The organism is Phreatobacter sp. GW821-FHT04C01, assembly GCF_059420385.1.
In genome coordinates this window covers 650,390-668,744 of sequence record NZ_JBWKTP010000001.1, presented here as the reverse complement: position 1 = coordinate 668,744, position 18,355 = coordinate 650,390, and the positions used below count along the sequence as shown (strand labels likewise).

The 18,355-nt window shown below is 67.7% G+C and carries 18 protein-coding genes and 1 tRNA gene; 7 read left to right on the top strand and 12 right to left on the bottom strand.

All coding sequences use genetic code 11. The features are described 5' to 3' along the window. The first annotated feature begins 155 nt into the window (after positions 1-155). Positions 156-1,001: a Bax inhibitor-1/YccA family protein gene (locus AC07WJ_RS03140; protein WP_494933066.1), complete on the top strand. Its 846-nt coding sequence runs from the start codon at positions 156-158 to the stop codon at positions 999-1,001. 225 nt (positions 1,002-1,226) lie between these two features. Continuing rightward, positions 1,227-1,302 (top strand) — tRNA-Thr (locus AC07WJ_RS03135). An 81-nt stretch (positions 1,303-1,383) separates the two neighbouring features. On the opposite strand, the gene AC07WJ_RS03130 is transcribed toward AC07WJ_RS03135, so the two are convergent. The 6 genes from AC07WJ_RS03130 to AC07WJ_RS03105 all read right to left on the bottom strand — a co-directional run bounded on the left by AC07WJ_RS03130 (position 1,384) and on the right by AC07WJ_RS03105 (position 5,885). After that, entirely contained in the window at positions 1,384-3,039 is a 1,656-nt protein-coding gene (locus AC07WJ_RS03130) for an acetolactate synthase large subunit (RefSeq protein WP_494933065.1), read from the bottom strand. 81 nt (positions 3,040-3,120) lie between these two features. Continuing rightward, positions 3,121-3,324 carry a DUF3309 family protein gene (locus tag AC07WJ_RS03125; protein WP_494933064.1) on the bottom strand — a complete coding sequence of 68 codons (204 nt, stop codon included), beginning with the start codon at positions 3,322-3,324 and terminating at the stop codon, positions 3,121-3,123. Between the two features lie 79 nt (positions 3,325-3,403). Then, positions 3,404-4,279, bottom strand: coding sequence for a DMT family transporter (locus tag AC07WJ_RS03120; protein WP_494933063.1), 876 nt, complete (start codon positions 4,277-4,279; stop codon positions 3,404-3,406). A 141-nt stretch (positions 4,280-4,420) separates the two neighbouring features. After that, positions 4,421-4,720, bottom strand: a complete 300-nt coding sequence (locus AC07WJ_RS03115; RefSeq protein WP_494933062.1) for a hypothetical protein — start codon at positions 4,718-4,720, stop codon at positions 4,421-4,423. 87 nt (positions 4,721-4,807) lie between these two features. Then, positions 4,808-4,969: a hypothetical protein gene (locus AC07WJ_RS03110; RefSeq protein WP_494933061.1), complete on the bottom strand. Its 162-nt coding sequence runs from the start codon at positions 4,967-4,969 to the stop codon at positions 4,808-4,810. A gap of 118 nt (positions 4,970-5,087) precedes the next feature. Further along, on the bottom strand, positions 5,088-5,885 hold the full coding sequence (locus AC07WJ_RS03105) for an FTR1 family iron permease (protein WP_494933060.1): 798 nt from the start codon (positions 5,883-5,885) through the stop codon (positions 5,088-5,090). A gap of 223 nt (positions 5,886-6,108) precedes the next feature. Between AC07WJ_RS03105 and AC07WJ_RS03100 the strand changes: the two genes are divergently transcribed. Beyond that, the gene (locus AC07WJ_RS03100; protein ID WP_494933059.1) at positions 6,109-6,957 is read left to right on the top strand and encodes a hypothetical protein; all 849 of its coding nucleotides are present in this window, start codon (positions 6,109-6,111) and stop codon (positions 6,955-6,957) included. A 12-nt stretch (positions 6,958-6,969) separates the two neighbouring features. Here AC07WJ_RS03100 and prmC read toward each other — a convergent pair whose 3' ends face one another. From prmC to AC07WJ_RS03075, 5 genes are all read right to left on the bottom strand, one after another. Continuing rightward, entirely contained in the window at positions 6,970-7,830 is an 861-nt protein-coding gene (gene prmC / locus AC07WJ_RS03095; protein WP_494933058.1) for a peptide chain release factor N(5)-glutamine methyltransferase, read from the bottom strand. Continuing rightward, on the bottom strand, positions 7,830-8,903 hold the full coding sequence (gene prfA, locus AC07WJ_RS03090; RefSeq protein WP_494933057.1) for a peptide chain release factor 1: 1,074 nt from the start codon (positions 8,901-8,903) through the stop codon (positions 7,830-7,832). The genes prmC and prfA overlap by 1 nt, the downstream gene beginning before the upstream one ends. After that, the gene (ptsP, locus tag AC07WJ_RS03085) at positions 8,903-11,170 is read right to left on the bottom strand and encodes a phosphoenolpyruvate--protein phosphotransferase (protein ID WP_494933821.1); all 2,268 of its coding nucleotides are present in this window, start codon (positions 11,168-11,170) and stop codon (positions 8,903-8,905) included. Before ptsP ends, prfA begins: the two co-directional genes overlap by 1 nt. Before the next feature lie 172 nt (positions 11,171-11,342). Beyond that, complete coding sequence (locus AC07WJ_RS03080) at positions 11,343-12,242, bottom strand: dienelactone hydrolase family protein (RefSeq protein ID WP_494933056.1); 900 nt, start codon at positions 12,240-12,242, stop codon at positions 11,343-11,345. A gap of 74 nt (positions 12,243-12,316) precedes the next feature. Further along, positions 12,317-13,555, bottom strand: a complete 1,239-nt coding sequence (locus tag AC07WJ_RS03075; protein WP_494933055.1) for an aspartate kinase — start codon at positions 13,553-13,555, stop codon at positions 12,317-12,319. A 128-nt stretch (positions 13,556-13,683) separates the two neighbouring features. On the opposite strand from AC07WJ_RS03075, the gene ubiG reads away from it, so the two are divergent. The 3 genes from ubiG to AC07WJ_RS03060 all read left to right on the top strand — a co-directional run bounded on the left by ubiG (position 13,684) and on the right by AC07WJ_RS03060 (position 16,708). After that, positions 13,684-14,421 carry a bifunctional 2-polyprenyl-6-hydroxyphenol methylase/3-demethylubiquinol 3-O-methyltransferase UbiG gene (gene ubiG, locus AC07WJ_RS03070; RefSeq protein ID WP_494933054.1) on the top strand — a complete coding sequence of 246 codons (738 nt, stop codon included), beginning with the start codon at positions 13,684-13,686 and terminating at the stop codon, positions 14,419-14,421. Positions 14,422-15,015: 594 nt separating this feature from the next. Then, positions 15,016-15,231 carry a cold-shock protein gene (locus AC07WJ_RS03065; RefSeq protein ID WP_136960049.1) on the top strand — a complete coding sequence of 72 codons (216 nt, stop codon included), beginning with the start codon at positions 15,016-15,018 and terminating at the stop codon, positions 15,229-15,231. Positions 15,232-15,469: 238 nt separating this feature from the next. Then, positions 15,470-16,708: a ubiquinone biosynthesis hydroxylase gene (locus AC07WJ_RS03060; protein ID WP_494933053.1), complete on the top strand. Its 1,239-nt coding sequence runs from the start codon at positions 15,470-15,472 to the stop codon at positions 16,706-16,708. Positions 16,709-16,739: 31 nt separating this feature from the next. Here the strand turns inward: AC07WJ_RS03060 and AC07WJ_RS03055 are convergent, their stop codons facing one another. Beyond that, complete coding sequence (locus AC07WJ_RS03055) at positions 16,740-17,270, bottom strand: gamma-glutamylcyclotransferase (protein WP_494933052.1); 531 nt, start codon at positions 17,268-17,270, stop codon at positions 16,740-16,742. 89 nt (positions 17,271-17,359) lie between these two features. Here AC07WJ_RS03055 and AC07WJ_RS03050 point away from each other — a divergent pair, with 89 nt between their 5' ends. Beyond that, positions 17,360-18,349: a DUF2125 domain-containing protein gene (locus tag AC07WJ_RS03050; RefSeq protein ID WP_494933051.1), complete on the top strand. Its 990-nt coding sequence runs from the start codon at positions 17,360-17,362 to the stop codon at positions 18,347-18,349. The last annotated feature ends 6 nt before the right edge of the window (positions 18,350-18,355 follow it).

The following is an 18,355-nucleotide window of genomic DNA, read 5'->3' as shown; positions in this document are numbered from 1 at the left end:
GACGTTAAGAATTGCGACATAGGGCCGCGCTTGGGCGGGTTTCTCTCGGGTTTGGCCCTTGAGGACTTGTGCAACGGGGTCGCTCAGCCATATTTTAGCGTCCGAGGCAGGCGCTTCGGCGCCGTCCACTCAGAGGGAAACCCAGAGGTCATTCAATGTCCAATTACGATCCCAATGCCCAGGCCTATGGTGGCTACGGTTATGGCCAGGCCACGGCCGTCCAGCAGGCACAGGTCGATCAGGGCCTGCGGTCGTACATGGTCGGCGTCTACAACTACATGATGCTCGGCCTCGCCATTACCGGCTTCGCCGCGCTCGGCATCTACATGCTGTCGGTCACCGGGGACGCCTCGCTTGCGGCCCGTGGCGCCCGCGGCGGCGCGCTCGCCGTGTCGGCCGGTCAGTTCCTGACGCCGTTCGGCGCCTTCCTGTTCGCCAGCTGGTTCAAGTTCGTGGTCATCCTGGCGCCGCTCGGCGTCGTGATGCTGCTGTCGTTCCGTGCCGACCGCATGAGCGCCCCCGCGGCCCAGATGATGTTCTGGCTCTACGCGGCGCTGATCGGCGTCTCGATGACGACCATCCTGCTCGTCTACGCCCACACCTCGGTCGCCCGCGTGTTCTTCATCACGGCCGCCTCCTTCGGCGCGCTGTCGCTCTGGGGCTACACCACCAAGCGTGACCTGTCCGGCATGGGCACCTTCCTGATGATGGGCCTGTTCGGCCTGATCATTGCCTCGCTGGTCAATATCGGCATCGCCGCCTTCACCGGCACGCCGTCGACCATGCTGCAGTGGATCATCTCGGTGGTCGGCGTTCTGGTCTTCGCGGGCCTCACCGCCTACGACACCCAGAACATCAAGAACGAGTACATCTACAGCCTCGCTTATGCCCAGGACGGTTCGCTGGTGCAGAAGGCCGCCATCTTCGGCGCCCTCCAGCTCTATATGGACTTCGTCGGCATGTTCCAGTTCCTGATGTCGATCCTCGGCTCGCGCGAGTAAGCCCGGTCGGCCATCGGCCGGAACCTACGAAACCCCCGGCCTCGCGGCCGGGGGTTTTTGTTTGTCGGGGTGGATGATCCGGTCATTCGCCACCGGCCGGCCCCGGCGTCCCGCCGATCCCCGGGACACCGCTCGGTCACACTGGCGATGCCGGTGCAGATCATGCGGAAACGGCCGCGACCGATATTGCAAATCGACAGGCGCGCCTGTACAAGGCGCGCCATTGCCGCGGTAGCTCAGCTGGTAGAGCATCGCATTCGTAATGCGGGGGTCGGGGGTTCGAATCCCTTCCGCGGCACCATTCCCCTCTTCGAGACATGCTAGGTCCCGCCTCCGGGACCAGGCGCGGTGACCGGCTCATGCCCGTCGCCGCGCGCGCCGCTCACTTGACCTCGGCCATGGCGGCCCGCGTACCCAGTTCCTCGACCAGCACCCGGGTGTTCTCCGAATAGTCGATGGGAACGTCGACCAGATGCACCCCGCCGCCCTGGAAGGCGGCCTCCAGCGTCGGCACCAGCGCCTCGACCGCATCGACCCGCGAGGCTTTCGCGCCATAGGATTTGGCGTAGGCGACGAAATCGGGATTGCCGAAGGTGAGCCCGAAATCGGGGAATTTGTCGACCGCCTGCTTCCAGCGGATCATGCCATAGGCGCTGTCCCGGAGAATGACCACGACCAGGTTGAGGCCGAGGCGAACCGCCGTTTCCATCTCCTGCGAATTCATCATGAAGCCGCCGTCGCCGCACACCGCCATGACCCGGCGGTCGGGATGCAGCATGGCCGCCATCATGGCCGAGGGCAGGCCCGCGCCCATGGTGGCGAGCGCATTGTCGAGCAGCAGGGTATTGGCGACATGGGTGCGGTAATTGCGCGCGAACCAGATCTTGTACATGCCGTTGTCGAGGCAGACGATGCCGTCCTCCGGCATGACGGCGCGAACGTCGTGGACGATCCGCTGCGGCGTGATCGGAAAGCGGTCCTCTTCGGCCCGGTCGTTGAGGCGCTCGAGGATCGCCTGGCGCAGGGCCAGGAACCCCGGATTCGGATCGAGCTTGCCGCCGAGCCGGTCCGCCAGCGCCGTCACGGTCGCGCCGATGTCGCCGATCACCTCGGCGTCGGGGTGGAACACCTCCTCGACGCTCGCCGAGACATAGCCGATATGGATGACCTTCGGGCCGCCGTCGCTCTTCATCAGGAAGGGCGGCTTCTCGACCGTGTCATGGCCGATCGAAATGATCAGGTCGGCCTGGTTGATGGCCTCGTGCACATAGTCGCGCTCGGATAGCGCCGCGGTGCCCATATAGAGGTTGGAACCGCCGGTCACCGCGCCCTTGCCCATCTGGGTGTTGAAGAAGGGCAGCCGCGTGCGGCGCACGAAGGCGGACAGTGCCTCGACCAGGCGCGGCCGGTTGCCGCCGGCGCCGATCATCACCATCGGGCGCTGCGCCGCCAGGATCAGTTCCACCGCCCGCTCCAGCGCCGCCGACGGCGCCACCGGCCGGTCGATCGGGTGCAGCGGGATCACCGGCACGTCGCCGCCGTCCTCGCCGGCGACATCCTCGGGCAGCTCCAGATGGACCGGTCCCGGCCGCTCTTCCATGGCGACGCGGAACGCGTCGCGCACCACGGTCGGAATGCTCGCCGGGCTGACGATCTGGCGCGTCATCTTGGTCAGGGGCTTCATCGACGCGATCACGTCGACGATCTGGAACCGTGCCTGCTTCGCCGTCATGATCGCCTTCTGGCCGGTGATCATGATCATCGGCATGGCGCCGAGATGGGCATAGGCCGCGCCGGTCGAAAAATTGAGCGCGCCCGGCCCGAGCGTCGAGATGCAAACGCCCGGCCGGCCGGTCAGGCGGCCATGGGTCGCCGCCATGAAGGCGGCGGCCTGCTCATGCCGGGTCAGCACCAGCGTGATGCGCGATTGCCGGAGCGCCTCGACCACGTCGAGGTTTTCTTCGCCAGGCACGCCGAAGATGCGGTCGACACCTTCGTTCTCCAGCGCGGCGACCAGGAGCTCGGAACCCTTCGGCATGACGATGTCTTTCAATGACCGCTGCAACGAGGCCGACGGTCGGCTGCCCCCTGCCGAGGGTCCTTCGCAAAGCCGGGCGCGTCAAGGCGCGATTACCCGGGTCGCCGGCGGCCCGATCGGGCTCAAGGGCGAAATCAGCAGGCCGAGCAGGTGCAGCACCAGAACGAGCAGCAACACGGCGAGCAGCACCCCGACCAGGCCGCGATTGCCATAACCGCGATGGCCGTAATAGCCGCCGCCGCCGAGCAGGATGACCAGGATGATGATCAGCAGAAGCGTGTTCATGGGCATTGGCACCATAACCGGTTGATTGCGCTGCGCAGTCAACGCCCGGTGGCCCCGGCGGTTCCGGGACCCGCGCCGATCAGGCCGAAGGCCGGTGTCCGCCCTGCTTCGGCGCGACGAGGATGAGCAGGACGCCGACCAGGACAATGGCCGTGCCCGCCATCATGCGGGCGTCGAAATGGTCGCCGAGCAGCACCACGCCCATTCCGATCGCCATCAGCGGGCACATCAGGGTCAGCGTCGAGATCATATTGGCCTCGTATTTCTGGACGAGGCGGAAGAACAAGGAATGGCCGAGAAGCGAGACCGCCAGCGCGGCATAGAGCACGGTCGCCGCGAAACTCCAGCCGGCCTGCAGCGCCAGTTCGACTTGGCGGGTCTCGATCAGCGCCGACGCCGCCGCCAGCGGCAGCAGCGAGGACAGCCCGACCCAGGCCTGGAACTGGAACGGCTGGACGCCCCCCATCTGCTTGACCAGGACGACGCCTATCGCCGAAGCGAAAGCGCTGGCGACCACGAAGACGAGGCCGAATGACAGGGCCAGGCCGTTCGGGTCCCACATGACGGCAATCGCGCCGCAAAAGGTCAGGGCGATGCCGAGACCGCGGCGCCAGCTGATCCGCTCACCGAGAATGAAAATCGACAGCAGGGCGGTGATCGGCACGCCGAGCTGGGTGACCACCGCCGCGCTGGACGGGCTCGCCGTCATCAGGCCGATGCTGACCAGGCCGAAACCACCTGCGCCCATCAGCAGCCCGACCACGACCATGCGCCAGCGCGGCCGGGGCATCGGCAGAAGCCATGGCAGGGCCGCCAGCAGCACCAGGCCGAAACGCACCGCCGAGAAGAACAGCGGCGGCGTGTGCAACTCGGTCAGCGCTATCTTGGAGATGATGAAATTCGATGCCCAGACCAGGCAGACAAAGACCAGAATGGCGAAATCTCTGAACAGCATGATCCGGGGTACGGCCCAAGGCGCGCGCGATCAACAGATGTGCCCGCGCGTCAGTCATGCATTCGTCGGTGACGGCCGCCCGCAACGCCGGCCTCGCGCACCTTCAACCGGGGTCAGGCGCGCGACGCCGGCGGAGCCGTGTCAGGTCCGGCCGCCGAGCGTCTGGCGATACAGAAAATCGACATAAGGCAAGGTGACGTAGCTGCGCCCCGGCGGCAGGGCGGCAATGACGGCGCTGCGGCACTCCGGGGTCACCGGCCGGCCGGCACGCTGGCAGAGCGCATCCGGGCTGTCCAGGAACTGCAGCGGGCCGCGCCGCTCGACGATTTGAATGTTGCCCACGGTGGCGGCCGGTCCGGGCGGCGTCACCAGCACCGTACAGAACATGACGAAGGCGGCGCCAAGCGCCCCGGATATCAAAAGAACCAGCAGTCGTTTCATCATTCCCTCCTTCGGGACGTCACCAACACACTTGACGTAAGGGAATGTAGATAGACCGCCATATGGGGCCAGAGCATGGCGGCCGGATCACTCCTTGGCCGCGATCAGCCCCATCACGACATGCAGGCTGGAAGCGGCGAGGCCGAGAAACAGCACGTCGACGATGCCCGGCGTCAACGACACCTGGCCGCCGAACAGAATAAGGCTGAGCACCCCCGCCACCAATGCCGACACGCCCGTCGCAACCATCGAACCCCCCATTGCAATGCCCCGGCGGAGACAAGCCATGGTGGCCGTTAATGTTCCCCGAAAAGACGACGGGGTCATGAAAATTTCGGCGGCCGTCCGAAAGCTTTGCGACATCCCGTCAGGTCCGGCTCCCCGCGCTGGTCTGGCGGCCGGCAAGCAGCAATCCGGCAACGGCGACGACAATGAGCGCCAGCTGCGCGCCGATCGCTTCCCAGGATCCATTGTTCATGCCGGAATCCACCACCCATTGCGGCACGACGGCCGGATGCACGTCGACATAGGCCTGTTCCTGGAATTCCTGGACGGCGGCGGCGACGAAACGCAGGCCCATGACGAACAGGAACAGCGAGGTGACCAGAAACAGCGGCCGCAACGGCAGGCGAAAGGCCAGCATCTGCATGGCCACGAACAAGAGGCCGAGCAGGACCGCCGCGCCGGCGAGGCCTCCGATCACGGCCAAGGTCCAGCCGCCCGAACTCTTGGCCAGGGCATGCAGGAACAGGATGGTCTCCGCCCCCTCCCGGAACACCGCGAGAAAGGCCAAGAGCGCGAAGGACAAGGCCGAGCCGGCGGCCACCGCCCGGCCGGCGGCGGCGTTCAGGTCGGCCTGCCAGCGCTTGCCGTCCTGGCGCAGGAACAGCCAGCCGCTGGCATAGAACAGCAGCGCCGCCGCGACGATCATCACGAGGCCTTCGACCGTATCGTCATGGGCGCCGCCGAACCAGGTCTCGAAAATATAGGCCGCCGCGAGGCTGGCGACGATCGCCGCGATCGCGCCGGAATAGAGCAGCGGCAGGCGGTCGGCAGCGCCGGCGCGGCGCATGAAGGCGGCCAGCGCCGCGACCACCAGGAGCGCCTCCAGCCCCTCGCGCAACAGGATGGCGCCACTTTGCAGGACAATGGACCAGCTGTTCATGACGCACCTCGCTCCTCGCACGCCGACATCTAGAGCATGGGCCCTCACCGCGGAATAAGCCAAATTACATAGATTTTACCGCCACTTAGGATCACTCTAAAGTGGCCCGTCGAAATCTCCGGCAGCAGCAGTCGAAACGGGGGCCGGGCCCGGGCGACATGGCCCTGAAAGGCGTCTGCCGGAAAAGCACGGCCAGATCGGGCCTCCACCCGCCGGAAATCCCATGTCCTTGCGATCGATCGTTCTTCTCGCGCTGGCGCTGCTGGCACCCGCGACACCTGCCGCCGCGCGCGAACTCGGCACGGCGCCGCAGCTCCGCATCCTCGGCTTCTCGACCGACGGCCGCTATTTCGGGTTCGAGCAGGAGGGGGGCGACGGCGCCAGCCAGCGCGGAGCCTTTGCCGTCGACGTGGTCGATCGGACGACCGGCATTTCCGCGACGGGCTTTCCGCGCGGCGTCACCCAATTGTCCTGGGAGGCGACGCCCGCCGATCCCCGCCACGGCGCCATGCGCGGCTTCCGTTTCGACGAGGACGACGAGGCGAGCCTGCAGACCCAGGCGATCAGGCGCTGGACGCAAACCACCACCCGCCGGCCGCTGCGCGCTCTCGCATTGACCGATCCCGGCCACCGCCTGGCCGGCCGGGCCTGGACCGACCTGACGCCGGCGGAAGGCCCGATCCGCTTCATGGCCGATCCCGATATCATCGGCGCCCATCCCGGCGTGTCGACGAAATACGCTATTGCCGCAAGGCTCGCCGCGCCGGACGACCCGGACCTCGCTTGCCGCGATCGCGAGGCCGCGGTGACCTATCCACTCACGGTGACCTTGACCCCGGAGCTGCCGGCCTCGGATCCGGGCGCCGCCGCCCGCGCGCCCGAGACCTTTCGCGAACGCATCGTCGAACTCGCCTATGTGCTGCCGCCGATGACCTGCGCGACCGCGGTCCGCGTCACCGACGTCTATCGCAACAGGGCCTCGACAGCGCTCGCCGTGGTCGTGCTGGTCATCGCCGGTGGCGGCCACAGCGATGCCGCCGAATATCGCGCGGTGATCTTTCCGATGCGCTGAACCGGCCCGCCCTCAGGCCGCGCGCCGCAGCACCAGGGCGCGCGGAATCGCCGAGAGATCGGACTTCAGCCCGCAGACCGCCAGGCCATGGGCAAGCGCGATCGCTCCGACCTCGGCGGCCTGGCCGAAGCCCAGCTCGAGCACGACATGGCCGCCGGGCGCGAGCAGCCGTCCGACATCGGCGAGGATGATCCGATAGGCGACGAGGCCGTCGGCGCCGCCGTCGAGCGCAAGCCGCGGATCATGGTCGCGCACCTCTGGCTCCAGCTGCTCGCAGGTCGCCGAGGGAATATAGGGCGGGTTCGACACGATCAGGTCGAAGGCGCCGTCAACCGCCGAACCCCAGTCGCTTTCGACGAAGCCTGCGCGGCCGGCGAGCCCCAGGCCCTCGGCATTGGCTTTCGCCGCGCCCAGCGCTTGCGCCGAGCGGTCGAGGCCGACACCGGTCGCCCGCGGCCGCGCGGCGAGCAGTGCCAAGAGAATGGTGCCGGGCCCGGTGCCGAGATCCAGGATCCTGGCGTCGCGGTCGGCCGGTATCAGTGCGAGCGCCGCCTCGACCACCGTTTCTGTATCCTGGCGCGGTTCCAGGCAGGCCGGGTTCAACAGGAAGTCGTGGCCGTGGAATTCGCGGCGCCCGAGGATGCGGGCGATCGGCTCATGGGCGAGCCGCCGCCGCGCCAGGTCTTCGAGATGGCTCACCGCCGCCGCGTCGAGCACGGCGTCGGATGCCGATCCCGGCAAGGCCGGATCGATACCGGTCGCATGTTTCACCAGCAGCCGGGCATCGAGCTCGGCCTCATCCAGGCCCTGGCCGGCAAAGGCCTTGGCGAGCGCCCGCCGGGCATCACGCAGCGAAGCGCCGGCGCCGAGCATCAGGCCGTCTCCAAGGCCAGCAGGCCCGCCTGGTGGTCCGCCACCAGTGCCTCGATGATCTCGCCGAGCGCTGTGCCGGCCATGATCTCGGGCAATTTGTAGAGGGTCAGCTCGATACGGTGATCGGTCACCCGCCCCTGCGGGAAATTATAGGTGCGGATGCGCTCCGAGCGGTCGCCCGAACCGACCTGCAGCCGGCGGTCGGCGGCCCGGCCGGCCGCCAGCCTGCGCCGTTCGTCGTCGAACAGCCGCGACCGCAGGATCGCCATGGCGCGCGCCTTGTTCTTGTGCTGCGAGCGCTCGTCCTGCACCACCACCACCGTGCCGGTCGGCACATGGGTGATGCGCACGGCCGATTCGGTCTTGTTGACGTGCTGGCCGCCGGCGCCGCCCGCCCGCATGGTGTCGATGCGCAGGTCGCCGTCGTCGATGGCGACATCGACCTCCTCGGCCTCCGGCAGCACCGCGACGGTGGCTGCCGAGGTGTGGATGCGCCCGCCCGATTCGGTCGCCGGCACGCGCTGGACCCGGTGCACGCCGCTTTCGAACTTGAGCTTGGCATAGGCGCCGCTGCCGCGCACCTCGGCGACGATTTCCTTGAAACCGCCGACGGTGCCCTCGCTCGCCGAGATCAGCTCGACGGTCCAGCCCTGCAGGGCGGCGAAGCGCTCATACATGCGGTAGAGGTCGCCGGCGAACAGCGACGCCTCGTCGCCGCCGGTGCCGGCGCGGATTTCCAGGATGACGTTCTTGGCATCGGCCGCGTCCTTGGGCAGCAGCGCAATGCGCAGATCCGCTTCCAGCCCGGCGAACCGCGCCTCGACGGCCGGCCGCTCCTCGCGGGCCAGCGCCGCCATGTCGGCATCGGTGGCGGGATCGCCGATCAGTTGGTCGAGGTCGGCGAGCTCGGCCTCGGCGGCGCGATAGGCGGTGACGGCGGCCACCACCGGATCGAGTTCGGAAAACTCGCGCGACAGCGCAACATAGCGGTCGCCCTCCACGCCGGTGGACAGTTCCGCTTCGATGACGGCGTGACGCGTGACCAGCGCGTCGAGCTTCGAGATTGGCAGCATCAGAGAGTTATGCCCTCGGCCTCGACGAAATCGCGCAATTTCTCGCGAATCGAGACACCCGCCTTCGGTTCGTCGATCAGACGGGTCAGAAGCGCCTCGAGCCGGCCGAGGTCAAGCTCCAGCAGCATCGACTTGACCGGGCCCATGGCGGCCGGTGACAGCGACAGCGAACGATAGCCGAGGCCGGCCAGCACCATGGCCTCCAGCGGGCGCGAGGCGAGCTCGCCGCACAGCGTCACCAGCTTGCCGTGCTCACGGCCCTTCTGGGCGAGCGACCGGAGCGCCCTGAGGATCGGCGGCGACAGCACGTCGAAGCGGTTGGCGACGCGGTTGTTGCCGCGATCGACCGCGAACATGAACTGCACCAGGTCGTTGGAGCCGACCGACAGGAAGTCGACCCGCGGCAGCAATTCGTCGAGCTGGAACAGGAGCGCCGGCACCTCGACCATGGCGCCGATCTGGACCCGCTCCGGCATGCGGTGGTCATGCCGGCGCAAATGGGTCAATTCGCGCTCGACGATCGCCTTCGCCTCGTCGAATTCCTCGACCGCGGCGATCATCGGGAACATGATGCGCACCTCGCGCCCGGCGCCCGCCCGCAACATGGCGCGCACCTGGCTGCGCAACAGGCCGGGACGATCGAGCCCGAGCCGGATCGCCCGCCAGCCGAGCGCCGGGTTCTCCTCCTGGATCACCTCCATATAGGGCAGCACCTTGTCGCCGCCGATATCGAGGGTGCGGAACGTCACGGGGCGATCGCCGGCGGCGTCCAGCACCTTGCGGTAGAGGTCGAGCTGCTCGGCGATGCGCGGCAGGGCGTTGGCCACCATGAATTGCAGCTCGGTCCGGAACAGGCCGATGCCCGAGGCGCCGGTTTCCTCCAGGAACGGCAGGTCGACCATCAGGCCGGCATTGAGATGCAGCCTGACCTCGACACCGTCTTTGGTGACCGCAGGCTTGTCGCGGATCGCGGCATATTGCGCCTGCCGGCGGGCGCGGAAGCGCACCTTCTCGGCATAGGCGGTCTCGACGTCGCTGGTCGGCCGGAGATGGATCTCGCCGGTGGCGCCGTCGATGATGATGGCGTCGCCCGGATCGGCGAGGCTCGCGGCGTTCTCGGCCTGGCCGACGGTCGGGATGCCGAGCGCGCGGGCGACGATCGCCACATGGCTGGTGGCCCCGCCTTCTTCCAGCACCAGGCCGCGCAGCCGGGTGCGGTCATAGTCGAGCAGCGAGGCCGGGCCCATGTGGCGGGCCACCACGATGGCGTTTTCCGGCAGATCCTCGCTCGCCGTCGGGCTCTTGGCGCCGGTCAGCTGGCGCAGGATGCGCATGGCCAGGTCGTCGAGATCGTGCATCCGCTCCCGCATATAGGGATCGGTCTGGCGCATCATGCGGGCCCGGTTGTCGGACTGGACCCGCTCGACCGCTGCTTCCGCCGTGATGCCGGTGGCGATCGCCTCCTTCATGCGGCGCATGAAGCCGCGGTCATGGGCGAACATGCGATAGGCTTCGAGAATGTCCTTATGCTCGCCGCCGCGGGCGACATCCTCGTTTTCGAGCATGTCGTCGATTTCGGCGCGGATCGCCTCGACCGCCTGGTCCAGCCGCGACATTTCCTTGTTGGGATCGTCGGCGATCAGCTGCTTCACCAGGATGCGCGGCTCGTGCAGCACGACGTAACCGAGGCCGACACCGTCGGCGAGGCCTTCGCCGGCGATTCGCAGCGGCCGGCGCGCCGCCGGCTCCTGGCCGGGCGGGGCGAGCGCCGACAGCTCGCCCGAGGCGATCATCTCGGCCAGCACCATCGAGGTCGTCTGCAGCGCCTCGACCTCGTCCTCTTCATATTTGCGGTGCGCGCGGTTCTGCACGACCAGCACGCCGAGGGTGTTGCCGCCCCGCAAGATCGGCACGCCGAGGAAGGAGTGGAAGATTTCTTCGCCCGTCTCCGGCTTATAGGAGAACTGCGGATGCTCCTGGGCATCGGAGAGATTGAGCGGATCCGCGGTCTGCGCCACCAGGCCGACCAGGCCTTCGCCGGCGCGCATGACGGTCAGGTGGACCGCCTCGCGGTTCAGGCCCTGGGTGGCATAGAGCTCGAGCGTGCCGTCGACGCGCAGCACATAGACCGAGCAGACCTCGGCCACCATATTGGCCGCGATCAGCACGACGATCTTGTCGAGGCGGTCCTGCGCGGAAACCTGCTCCGCCATCACCTCGCGCAGGCGACGGAGCAAAAGGCGAGGACCACCGAAGGCGGCACGCATCGGCATGGTCACGTTCTGGGCATGATGCCCGCTATCCTGGCAACAGGAACGGCGGGCCCCCCGCCGTGCTCCCACCATTAAGGGCGACATCGCCATTTGCAAAGGGCGGGCCGAATGCGAATGATCGTGATCGACTTTTGCTGCAACGCAATAACGACCGGACGCAGCGCGATCAGGGCGTGACGCGCCGAAGGTTGCGCGCAAGAAAGTCGGCGACGTTCCTGCGCGCGGCGGCCCAGGCCTCGCGATTGCCGCCGGTCGTGGCGCCGCGCCCGCCCGGCGCGTTGAAATTCACCCGGCCCTCGACATGCCGGACCGGGCTCGGGCTGTCGAAGGAATGATGAGCCCCGGGATAGATCACGATGTCGACGGCAAGCCCCGCCGCCTTGGCCCGCCCGGCCAGTTGCCGGCACGGTTCGGCCGGCGTCCAGTCGTCGAGCTCGCCGGTCAGGATCAACAGCGGCGCGCGCGGCGTGAACACCCCGCGATAGCCGGTGATCGGGCTGCCCGGCTCGCGGGCCCGCTCCACGCTCCAGGCGCCGTAGCGCCGGCCGCAACTCGGATAGAGCGCGATCGCGGCGGCGAAACCCGGCTCGGCCCGGGCCTCGTTGGCCGGTGTCGAGACGATGGTGGCAAGGGTCGTGGAGCCGCCATGCGACCCGCCCATGACCGCGATCCGCGTGCCATCGACAAAGGCGAGGCTGCGCAGATGGGCGAGCGCCGCATAGGCATCGGCGACACGCACCTCCGGGAAGGCGGCCGCCTGGTCGGGCTCCTGGCAGGTGCCGTTGGGAAATCCGCGGGTCAGGAAACTGTCCGGCCAGATGGTGACATAACCCTGGCGGGTCAGTTCGCTGGACCAGCGCCAGGGCGCGCCGGACGAGGCCGGTCCGAGGCCCGAGCAGTCATGCAGGATGACCACCGCCGGAAACGGTCCGTCGCCGGCCGGCTTGGTGACGGTGAAGGGCAGGCCAAGTGATTCGGCCAGCGCCCGTGACGGGCCGGCGGCGAACGTCGCCAGCATGGCCAAAGCGAGCGCCGCCATGCGCCTGATCGATGCCAGTTCCGACATGTCCGGATCGCCCCCTTCGGCAGACCGCCGACCCTGGCATCGCCAGGGCCTTGGGACAAGCCGGAGGGCGCGGCTCAGCCGACCTTGTCGAGGCCGTAGAGCGAATGCAGCGTGCGCGCCGCCAGCTCGGTATAGGCGGCGTCGATCAGCACCGAGAACTTGATCTCGGAGGTGGTGATCGCCCGGATGTTGATGCCCTTCTCGGCCAGCGCCTTGAACGCCTTGGCGGCGACGCCGGCATGGCTGCGCATGCCGACCCCGATGCACGACACCTTGACCACGTCGGAGGCGGTCTCCAGCGACTTGAAGCCGACCGCGTGGCGGGCATCCATCAGCACGCGCTGGGCGCGATCGAGATCGGCGCCCGGGCAGGTGAAGGTGATGTCGGTGGTGGCGCCGTCCGACGAGACGTTCTGGACGATCATGTCGACATTGATATTGGCTTCGGCCAGCGGCCCGAAGATCGCCGCGGCCACGCCCGGCTTGTCGGCGACCGCGCGGATGCTCACCTGCGCCTCGTCCTTGGAGAAGGCGATGCCGGTGACGACCTGCTTTTCCACGATTTCCTCCTCGTCGCAGATGAGAGTGCCGGTCTGCGGATTGTCCGGATCGTCGAAGGACGAGCGCACATAGGTCCGCACACCATGAACCATTGAGAGTTCGACCGAGCGGACCTGCAGGACCTTCGATCCGAGCGACGCCATTTCCAGCATCTCTTCGAAACCGACCTTATCAAGACGCCGGGCCTTGGGCACGATGCGCGGATCGGTGGTGTAGACGCCGTCGACATCGGTGTAGATGTCGCAGCGCTCGGCATGGATCGCCGCCGCGATCGCCACCGCCGACGTATCCGAGCCGCCGCGCCCGAGCGTGGTGATCCGGCTGGTCGCCTGGTGAACGCCCTGGAAACCGGCAATGACCGCCACCTCACCGGCCGCGAAGGCCGCGTCCAGATTGGCCGACGGGATATCGGCGATGCGGGCGACCGCATGGGCATCGTCGGTCAGGATCGGCACCTGCCAGCCCTGCCAGGAGCGCGCCTTCAGGCCCATGGAATTGAGCACCACCGCCAAGAGGCCGGCCGTGACCTGCTCGCCGGAAGCGACCACCGCGTCATATTCCGCCTGGTCGTGGAAGGGCGCCGCCTCCTTGCACCAGGCCACCAGCTCATTGGTCTTGCCCGACATGGCGGACACCACGACAGCCACCTGATAGCCGGCCTCGACCTCCCGTTTGACGTGGCGGGCGACGTTCTTGATCCGGTCGACATTGGCGACGGAGGTTCCGCCGAACTTCATCACGAGGCGAGACATGGCAATGGATCTCTGGCGCGACGCTACGCGCTCTTTGAAAAAAGGCGCGTATGCATAACGATCGATCGGAGCTATGGCAACGCGTGATAGCCAAACCAGCGGACAAGCCGAAACCACCGGATGAATTCATGACCGCAGCGACCCTCGACCAGGCCGAAGTGGAGAAGTTCTCCAAGCTCGCCGCCGAATGGTGGAACCCGAAGGGCAAGATGGCGGTCCTGCACAAGTTCAATCCGGTGCGGCTCCGTTATATCAGGGACCTGGTGACGGCCGTTTCCGGCCGCGACCCGCGTGGGCTGCGCGCGCTGGAGGGATCGAGGGTCCTCGATATCGGCTGCGGCGGCGGCCTCATCTCCGAGGCGCTCGCCCGGATGGGCGCCGACGTCGTCGGCGCCGACCCCGCCCGCGCCAATGTCGAGACCGCGCGTATCCACGCCGCGCAGTCCGGCACCGCCGTCGACTATCGTTGCACCACGGCGGAAGAGCTTGCCGCCGCCGGCGAGACCTTCGACGTCGTACTCGCCATGGAAGTGGTCGAACACGTCGCCGACGTCGAGCTCTTCACCACCACCTGCTGCGCCATGGTCCGGCCCGGCGGCCTCCTGGTCATGGCCACCATCAACCGCACCATGGCGAGTTTCGCCCTGGCCATCGTCGGCGCGGAATATGTGCTGGGCTGGCTGCCGCGCGGCACCCATGACTGGAACAAGTTCGTCACGCCGACCGAACTGGAAACGGCGATCGGCAAGGGCGGCATGACGATCTCCGACCGCACGGGCGTCTGGTACAACCTGATGCACAGCCGCTGGGAAACAACGGCCGAGCTCGACGTGAACTATATGGTGGCGGCGCGAAAGCCGGCGTGACGCCGGGATCCCCGGCCCATCCGGTATTGCCCGCCGCCGGATCCGCTTTCGCCGGAGGCCCGGCGGTGTTAGTCTTTCGCCATGCGTCGTATGGCTCTCAGCTTTGTTGCCGTCGCGCTGGTCGCAGGGTCAGCCTTGGCCCAGTCCGGCGATACGCCGCGTCGCGCACCCTTCACGCCCGGTCCGCCTGTCGCCCTTCCGGACTGCACCTGCCGCGCCCAAGGACGAGAATGGGGACTAGGGCAAACTACGTGCCTGAAAACCGCCACGGGTGAACGTCTGGCGACCTGCACCATGGATCTCAACGTAACGTCGTGGCGTATTACCGACGTTCCGTGCGCCACGTCTTCTTTGAAGCCGCGGGTAATGGCGCTCTTGACACAGCGCAACTTCCGGTAAATCCGTAAAAATCAGGGTTGTACAGCCTGAAAATTCCAGGTTACGCTTGGTTCGGCTCTCAGGTTCGGGCGGCAAGGACCTGGCGGCGGATCGGACGGGCCATGCGTCCGATGCAACGCGGATATTCCTGGTCCGGGGCCCTGACAGGTTCGCAATCGTGCGGAACCGGCAGTGCATTCGGAAAGGCTGACCGGCATGTCCATGACGGGGATCGTCAAATTCTTCAACACTGAGAAGGGCTACGGCTTCATCAAGCCGGACGACGGAGGCAAGGACATTTTCGTCCACATCTCGGCCGTCCAGCGCTCCGGGCTCGCCACTTTGGCCGAAGGTCAGAAGCTGGAATACGAGCTCGAACCCGACAAGCGCGGCAAGGGACCCAAAGCGGTCAATCTCGCTGTTCGCGCCTGAGGCGGCAAACGAACCGCCCGTGAACGCGTCGCGCGGGGCTGCGCGCGGCGAGGTTCGGGCTGCGCCGGCAAGACGGAGATCTCACGCCTTGATGTGAGGATCGAAACTGTCTTGCCGCGCGGTATCCCGCGGTGTCGCGGACCAGGGGCCGCTGCACACCAGTCTGCCGCGGAGCCGCGAAGATCCCGTGACAGTCTGCGCTCTCGCGCCCGTCCGGCTTTTCCGATAAACCGCCGCCATGACCGATCGCCCTTCCGCGCCTTCGCGTGCCGACATCGTCATCGCCGGCGGCGGCCTCGCCGGCTTGTCGCTCGGCGTTGCCTTGAAACATGCGCTCGGCCGCGACTTCATCGTCGTGATGGCCGATCCCGCCCTGGCCGCGGCGCCTGTCGACGACGGCCGCGCCTCGGCCTTCGCCGCCGCCGCCCGCCGCCTGTTCGAGGTCGTCGGTGTCTGGGACGAGATCGCGCCTCAGGCGCAGCCGATCCTCGACATGGTGGTGACCGACAGCCGGACCCTCGACGTCGTCCGTCCGGTCTTCCTGACCTTCGACGGCGATGTCGGACCGGACGAGCCCTTTGCCCATATGGCGCCGAACGCGGCTGTGGCCCGCGCTTTGTGGCAGCGCGCCCAGGCGCTCGGCATCCTGTTCCGGCCGGCCGGCGTCGCCGGCTTCCAGGCCGGGCCCGGCACGATCGCCGTGGACTTTACCGATGGCGGCGCGATGGCCGCATCCCTGCTCGCCGCCTGCGACGGCGGCCGGTCGCGCCTGCGCGACAAGGCCGGCATCCGCAGCGTCGGCTGGGACTACGGCCAGTCCGGCATCGTCTGCACCGTCGCCCACGAATATGACCATGGCGGCCGGGCCGAGGAGCATTTCCTGCCGGCGGGCCCTTTCGCCATTCTGCCGATGACCGGGCGGCGATCGTCGATCGTCTGGACCGAGGCGACCGCCCGCGCCGAACGGCTCTGCGCCTTGCCGAAACTGCTGTTCCAGGATGAGCTGGAAAGCCGCTTCGGCCTGAAGCTCGGTGCCATCGAGGTGGTCGACCAGCCGAAATCCTATCCGCTCGGGCTAAAGGTGGCGCGCGACTTCGTCGCCGACCGGCTGGCGCTGGTCGGCGATGCCGCCCATGTCATCCACCCGATCGCCGGCCAGGGCATCAATATGGGCTTCCGCGACGTCGCGGCGCTGGCCGAATGCATTGCCGATGCCGCCCGCCTCGGTCTCGATCCCGGCGGACCGGACGTGCTCGACCGCTACCAGCGCTGGCGCCGCTTCGACACCGTGCTGATGGGCGCGACCACGGACGGGCTGAACCGGCTGTTTTCCAACGGCTCGGATCCCCTGCGTTTCGTCCGCGATCTGGGGCTTGGCCTGGTCGACCGCATGCCGGCGCTGAAGCGCTTCTTCATCCGCCAGGCGGCCGGCCTGACCGGCGACGTGCCGCGTCTCTTGAAGGGAGAGGCGCTCTAAGATCCGCGACGCGGACGACCGGCGCGCCGGATCACAGATGTGTCGCCAGCCAATGCAGGCTGGCGTCGCGAAACCCCTGTTCCTCGATGGCCGCGACGGTATTCTTGACATAGTCGCGATTGGCCCCGGAATGACCGTGACCCTGGCGGACGATATGCAGCTGCTCGTCGAGGCTCAGCCGGCCGGCATATTGGCTATGGCCGCGATCGGCGATGTAGGTGACGGCGCGAACCCGCGGTTCGCCATGCCTCTGCAGCATCACGACCCGCTCGACCTCCAGATAGACAGAGGTGACCTGTTCGCGCTCGCGCAGGTATTGGATGGTCGCGGCGCGGTGCTCGGCGGCGACCCGGAAGGTCATGCCGCGGCAGGCGCCGCCCCGATCCAGCCCGAGCACCAGGCCCGGTCGTTCCGGCGTGCCGCGATGAACATGGGAATAGATGCAGAGCGCGCGGTGCAGGCCGATCAGCCGGCCGGGGACGCGCTCGATGAAGTCGAAGCCCGGCCGCCACATGAGCGAGCCGTAACCGAAGACCCAAAGATCGCCGTTTTCGCTGGTCATCGGAACACGGATCGGAATTAGGAGAAGCGGACCGGGTTCTGGTAAAGACCCCGACTTCGCGATGCAAGCATCCCGCAGGATCATCAACCATGCCCCGTTTGCGCACGTTCATTGTTCCCGTTGGCGCGCTGGCGCTGCTCGCCGCCGGCTGGACCGCCGTCTGGCACTGGGGCGCCAATCGCGCCGAAGAGATGATCGACCGCGTGGTGGCGAGCGAGGCCGCCAATGGCCGGGTGATCCAATGCGCCGAGCGCAGCCGCGGCGGCTATCCGTTCCGGCTCGAAATCAATTGCACCAAGCCGGTGGTCGAGCTGCGCGACGAGAGCCGCCCGACCCGGACCGTCCGGCTGGAGCGCCTGCTGGTCGTGTCGCAGATCTGGAGCCCCGGCCATGTCATCGCCGAATGGACCGGGCCGATGACCGCGACCCTCGAGGGCGATCCGGCCGTCTACAGCGCCAACTGGCGCCTGGCGCAGACCTCCGCCCAGCTCGCCCTCGCCGGCTACGACAATTCCAGCGCGGTGGTCGACGCCTTCGAATTGTCGCGCGACGGCACGGTGCTTTTGCGCGCCACCCGCGGTGAATTGCACACCCGGCCGAACGCGGCCGACCCCGTCAGCCTGGACGTCGTGTCGCGGCTGCAGGGCGCGACACTCGGCAATGCCATTCAGGCACCCGTCGACGCCGAATTGCAGATGACCGCGCGCAAGCTGCTGCGCAGCCCGAACCGCCCGCAACCGCTCGCCCCGCGCCAGTGGCAGGCGGCCGGCGGCTCGATCGATCTGGTGCTGTTCCGTGTCGCCCAGGGCGAGGCGGTCGGCATCGCCAAGGGCAATCTGCGGCTGACGGCCGATGGCAAGCCGGACGGCCAGATCGAATTGCGCGTCGCCAATCTCGAAAGCGCGGTCCAGGCCAACGGCCTCGGCGGCACGCTCGGCGCGGTGGTCGCCGGCCTGAATTTCACCAGCCAGGCCACCGATGTCGAAGGCAAGCCGGGCCGGCTGATCAACCTGCGCGCCAGCGACGGACGCCTGCAGGTCGGGCCGATCCGCATCGGCCTGCCCTCGCTGCTGCCCTGAGCCGAC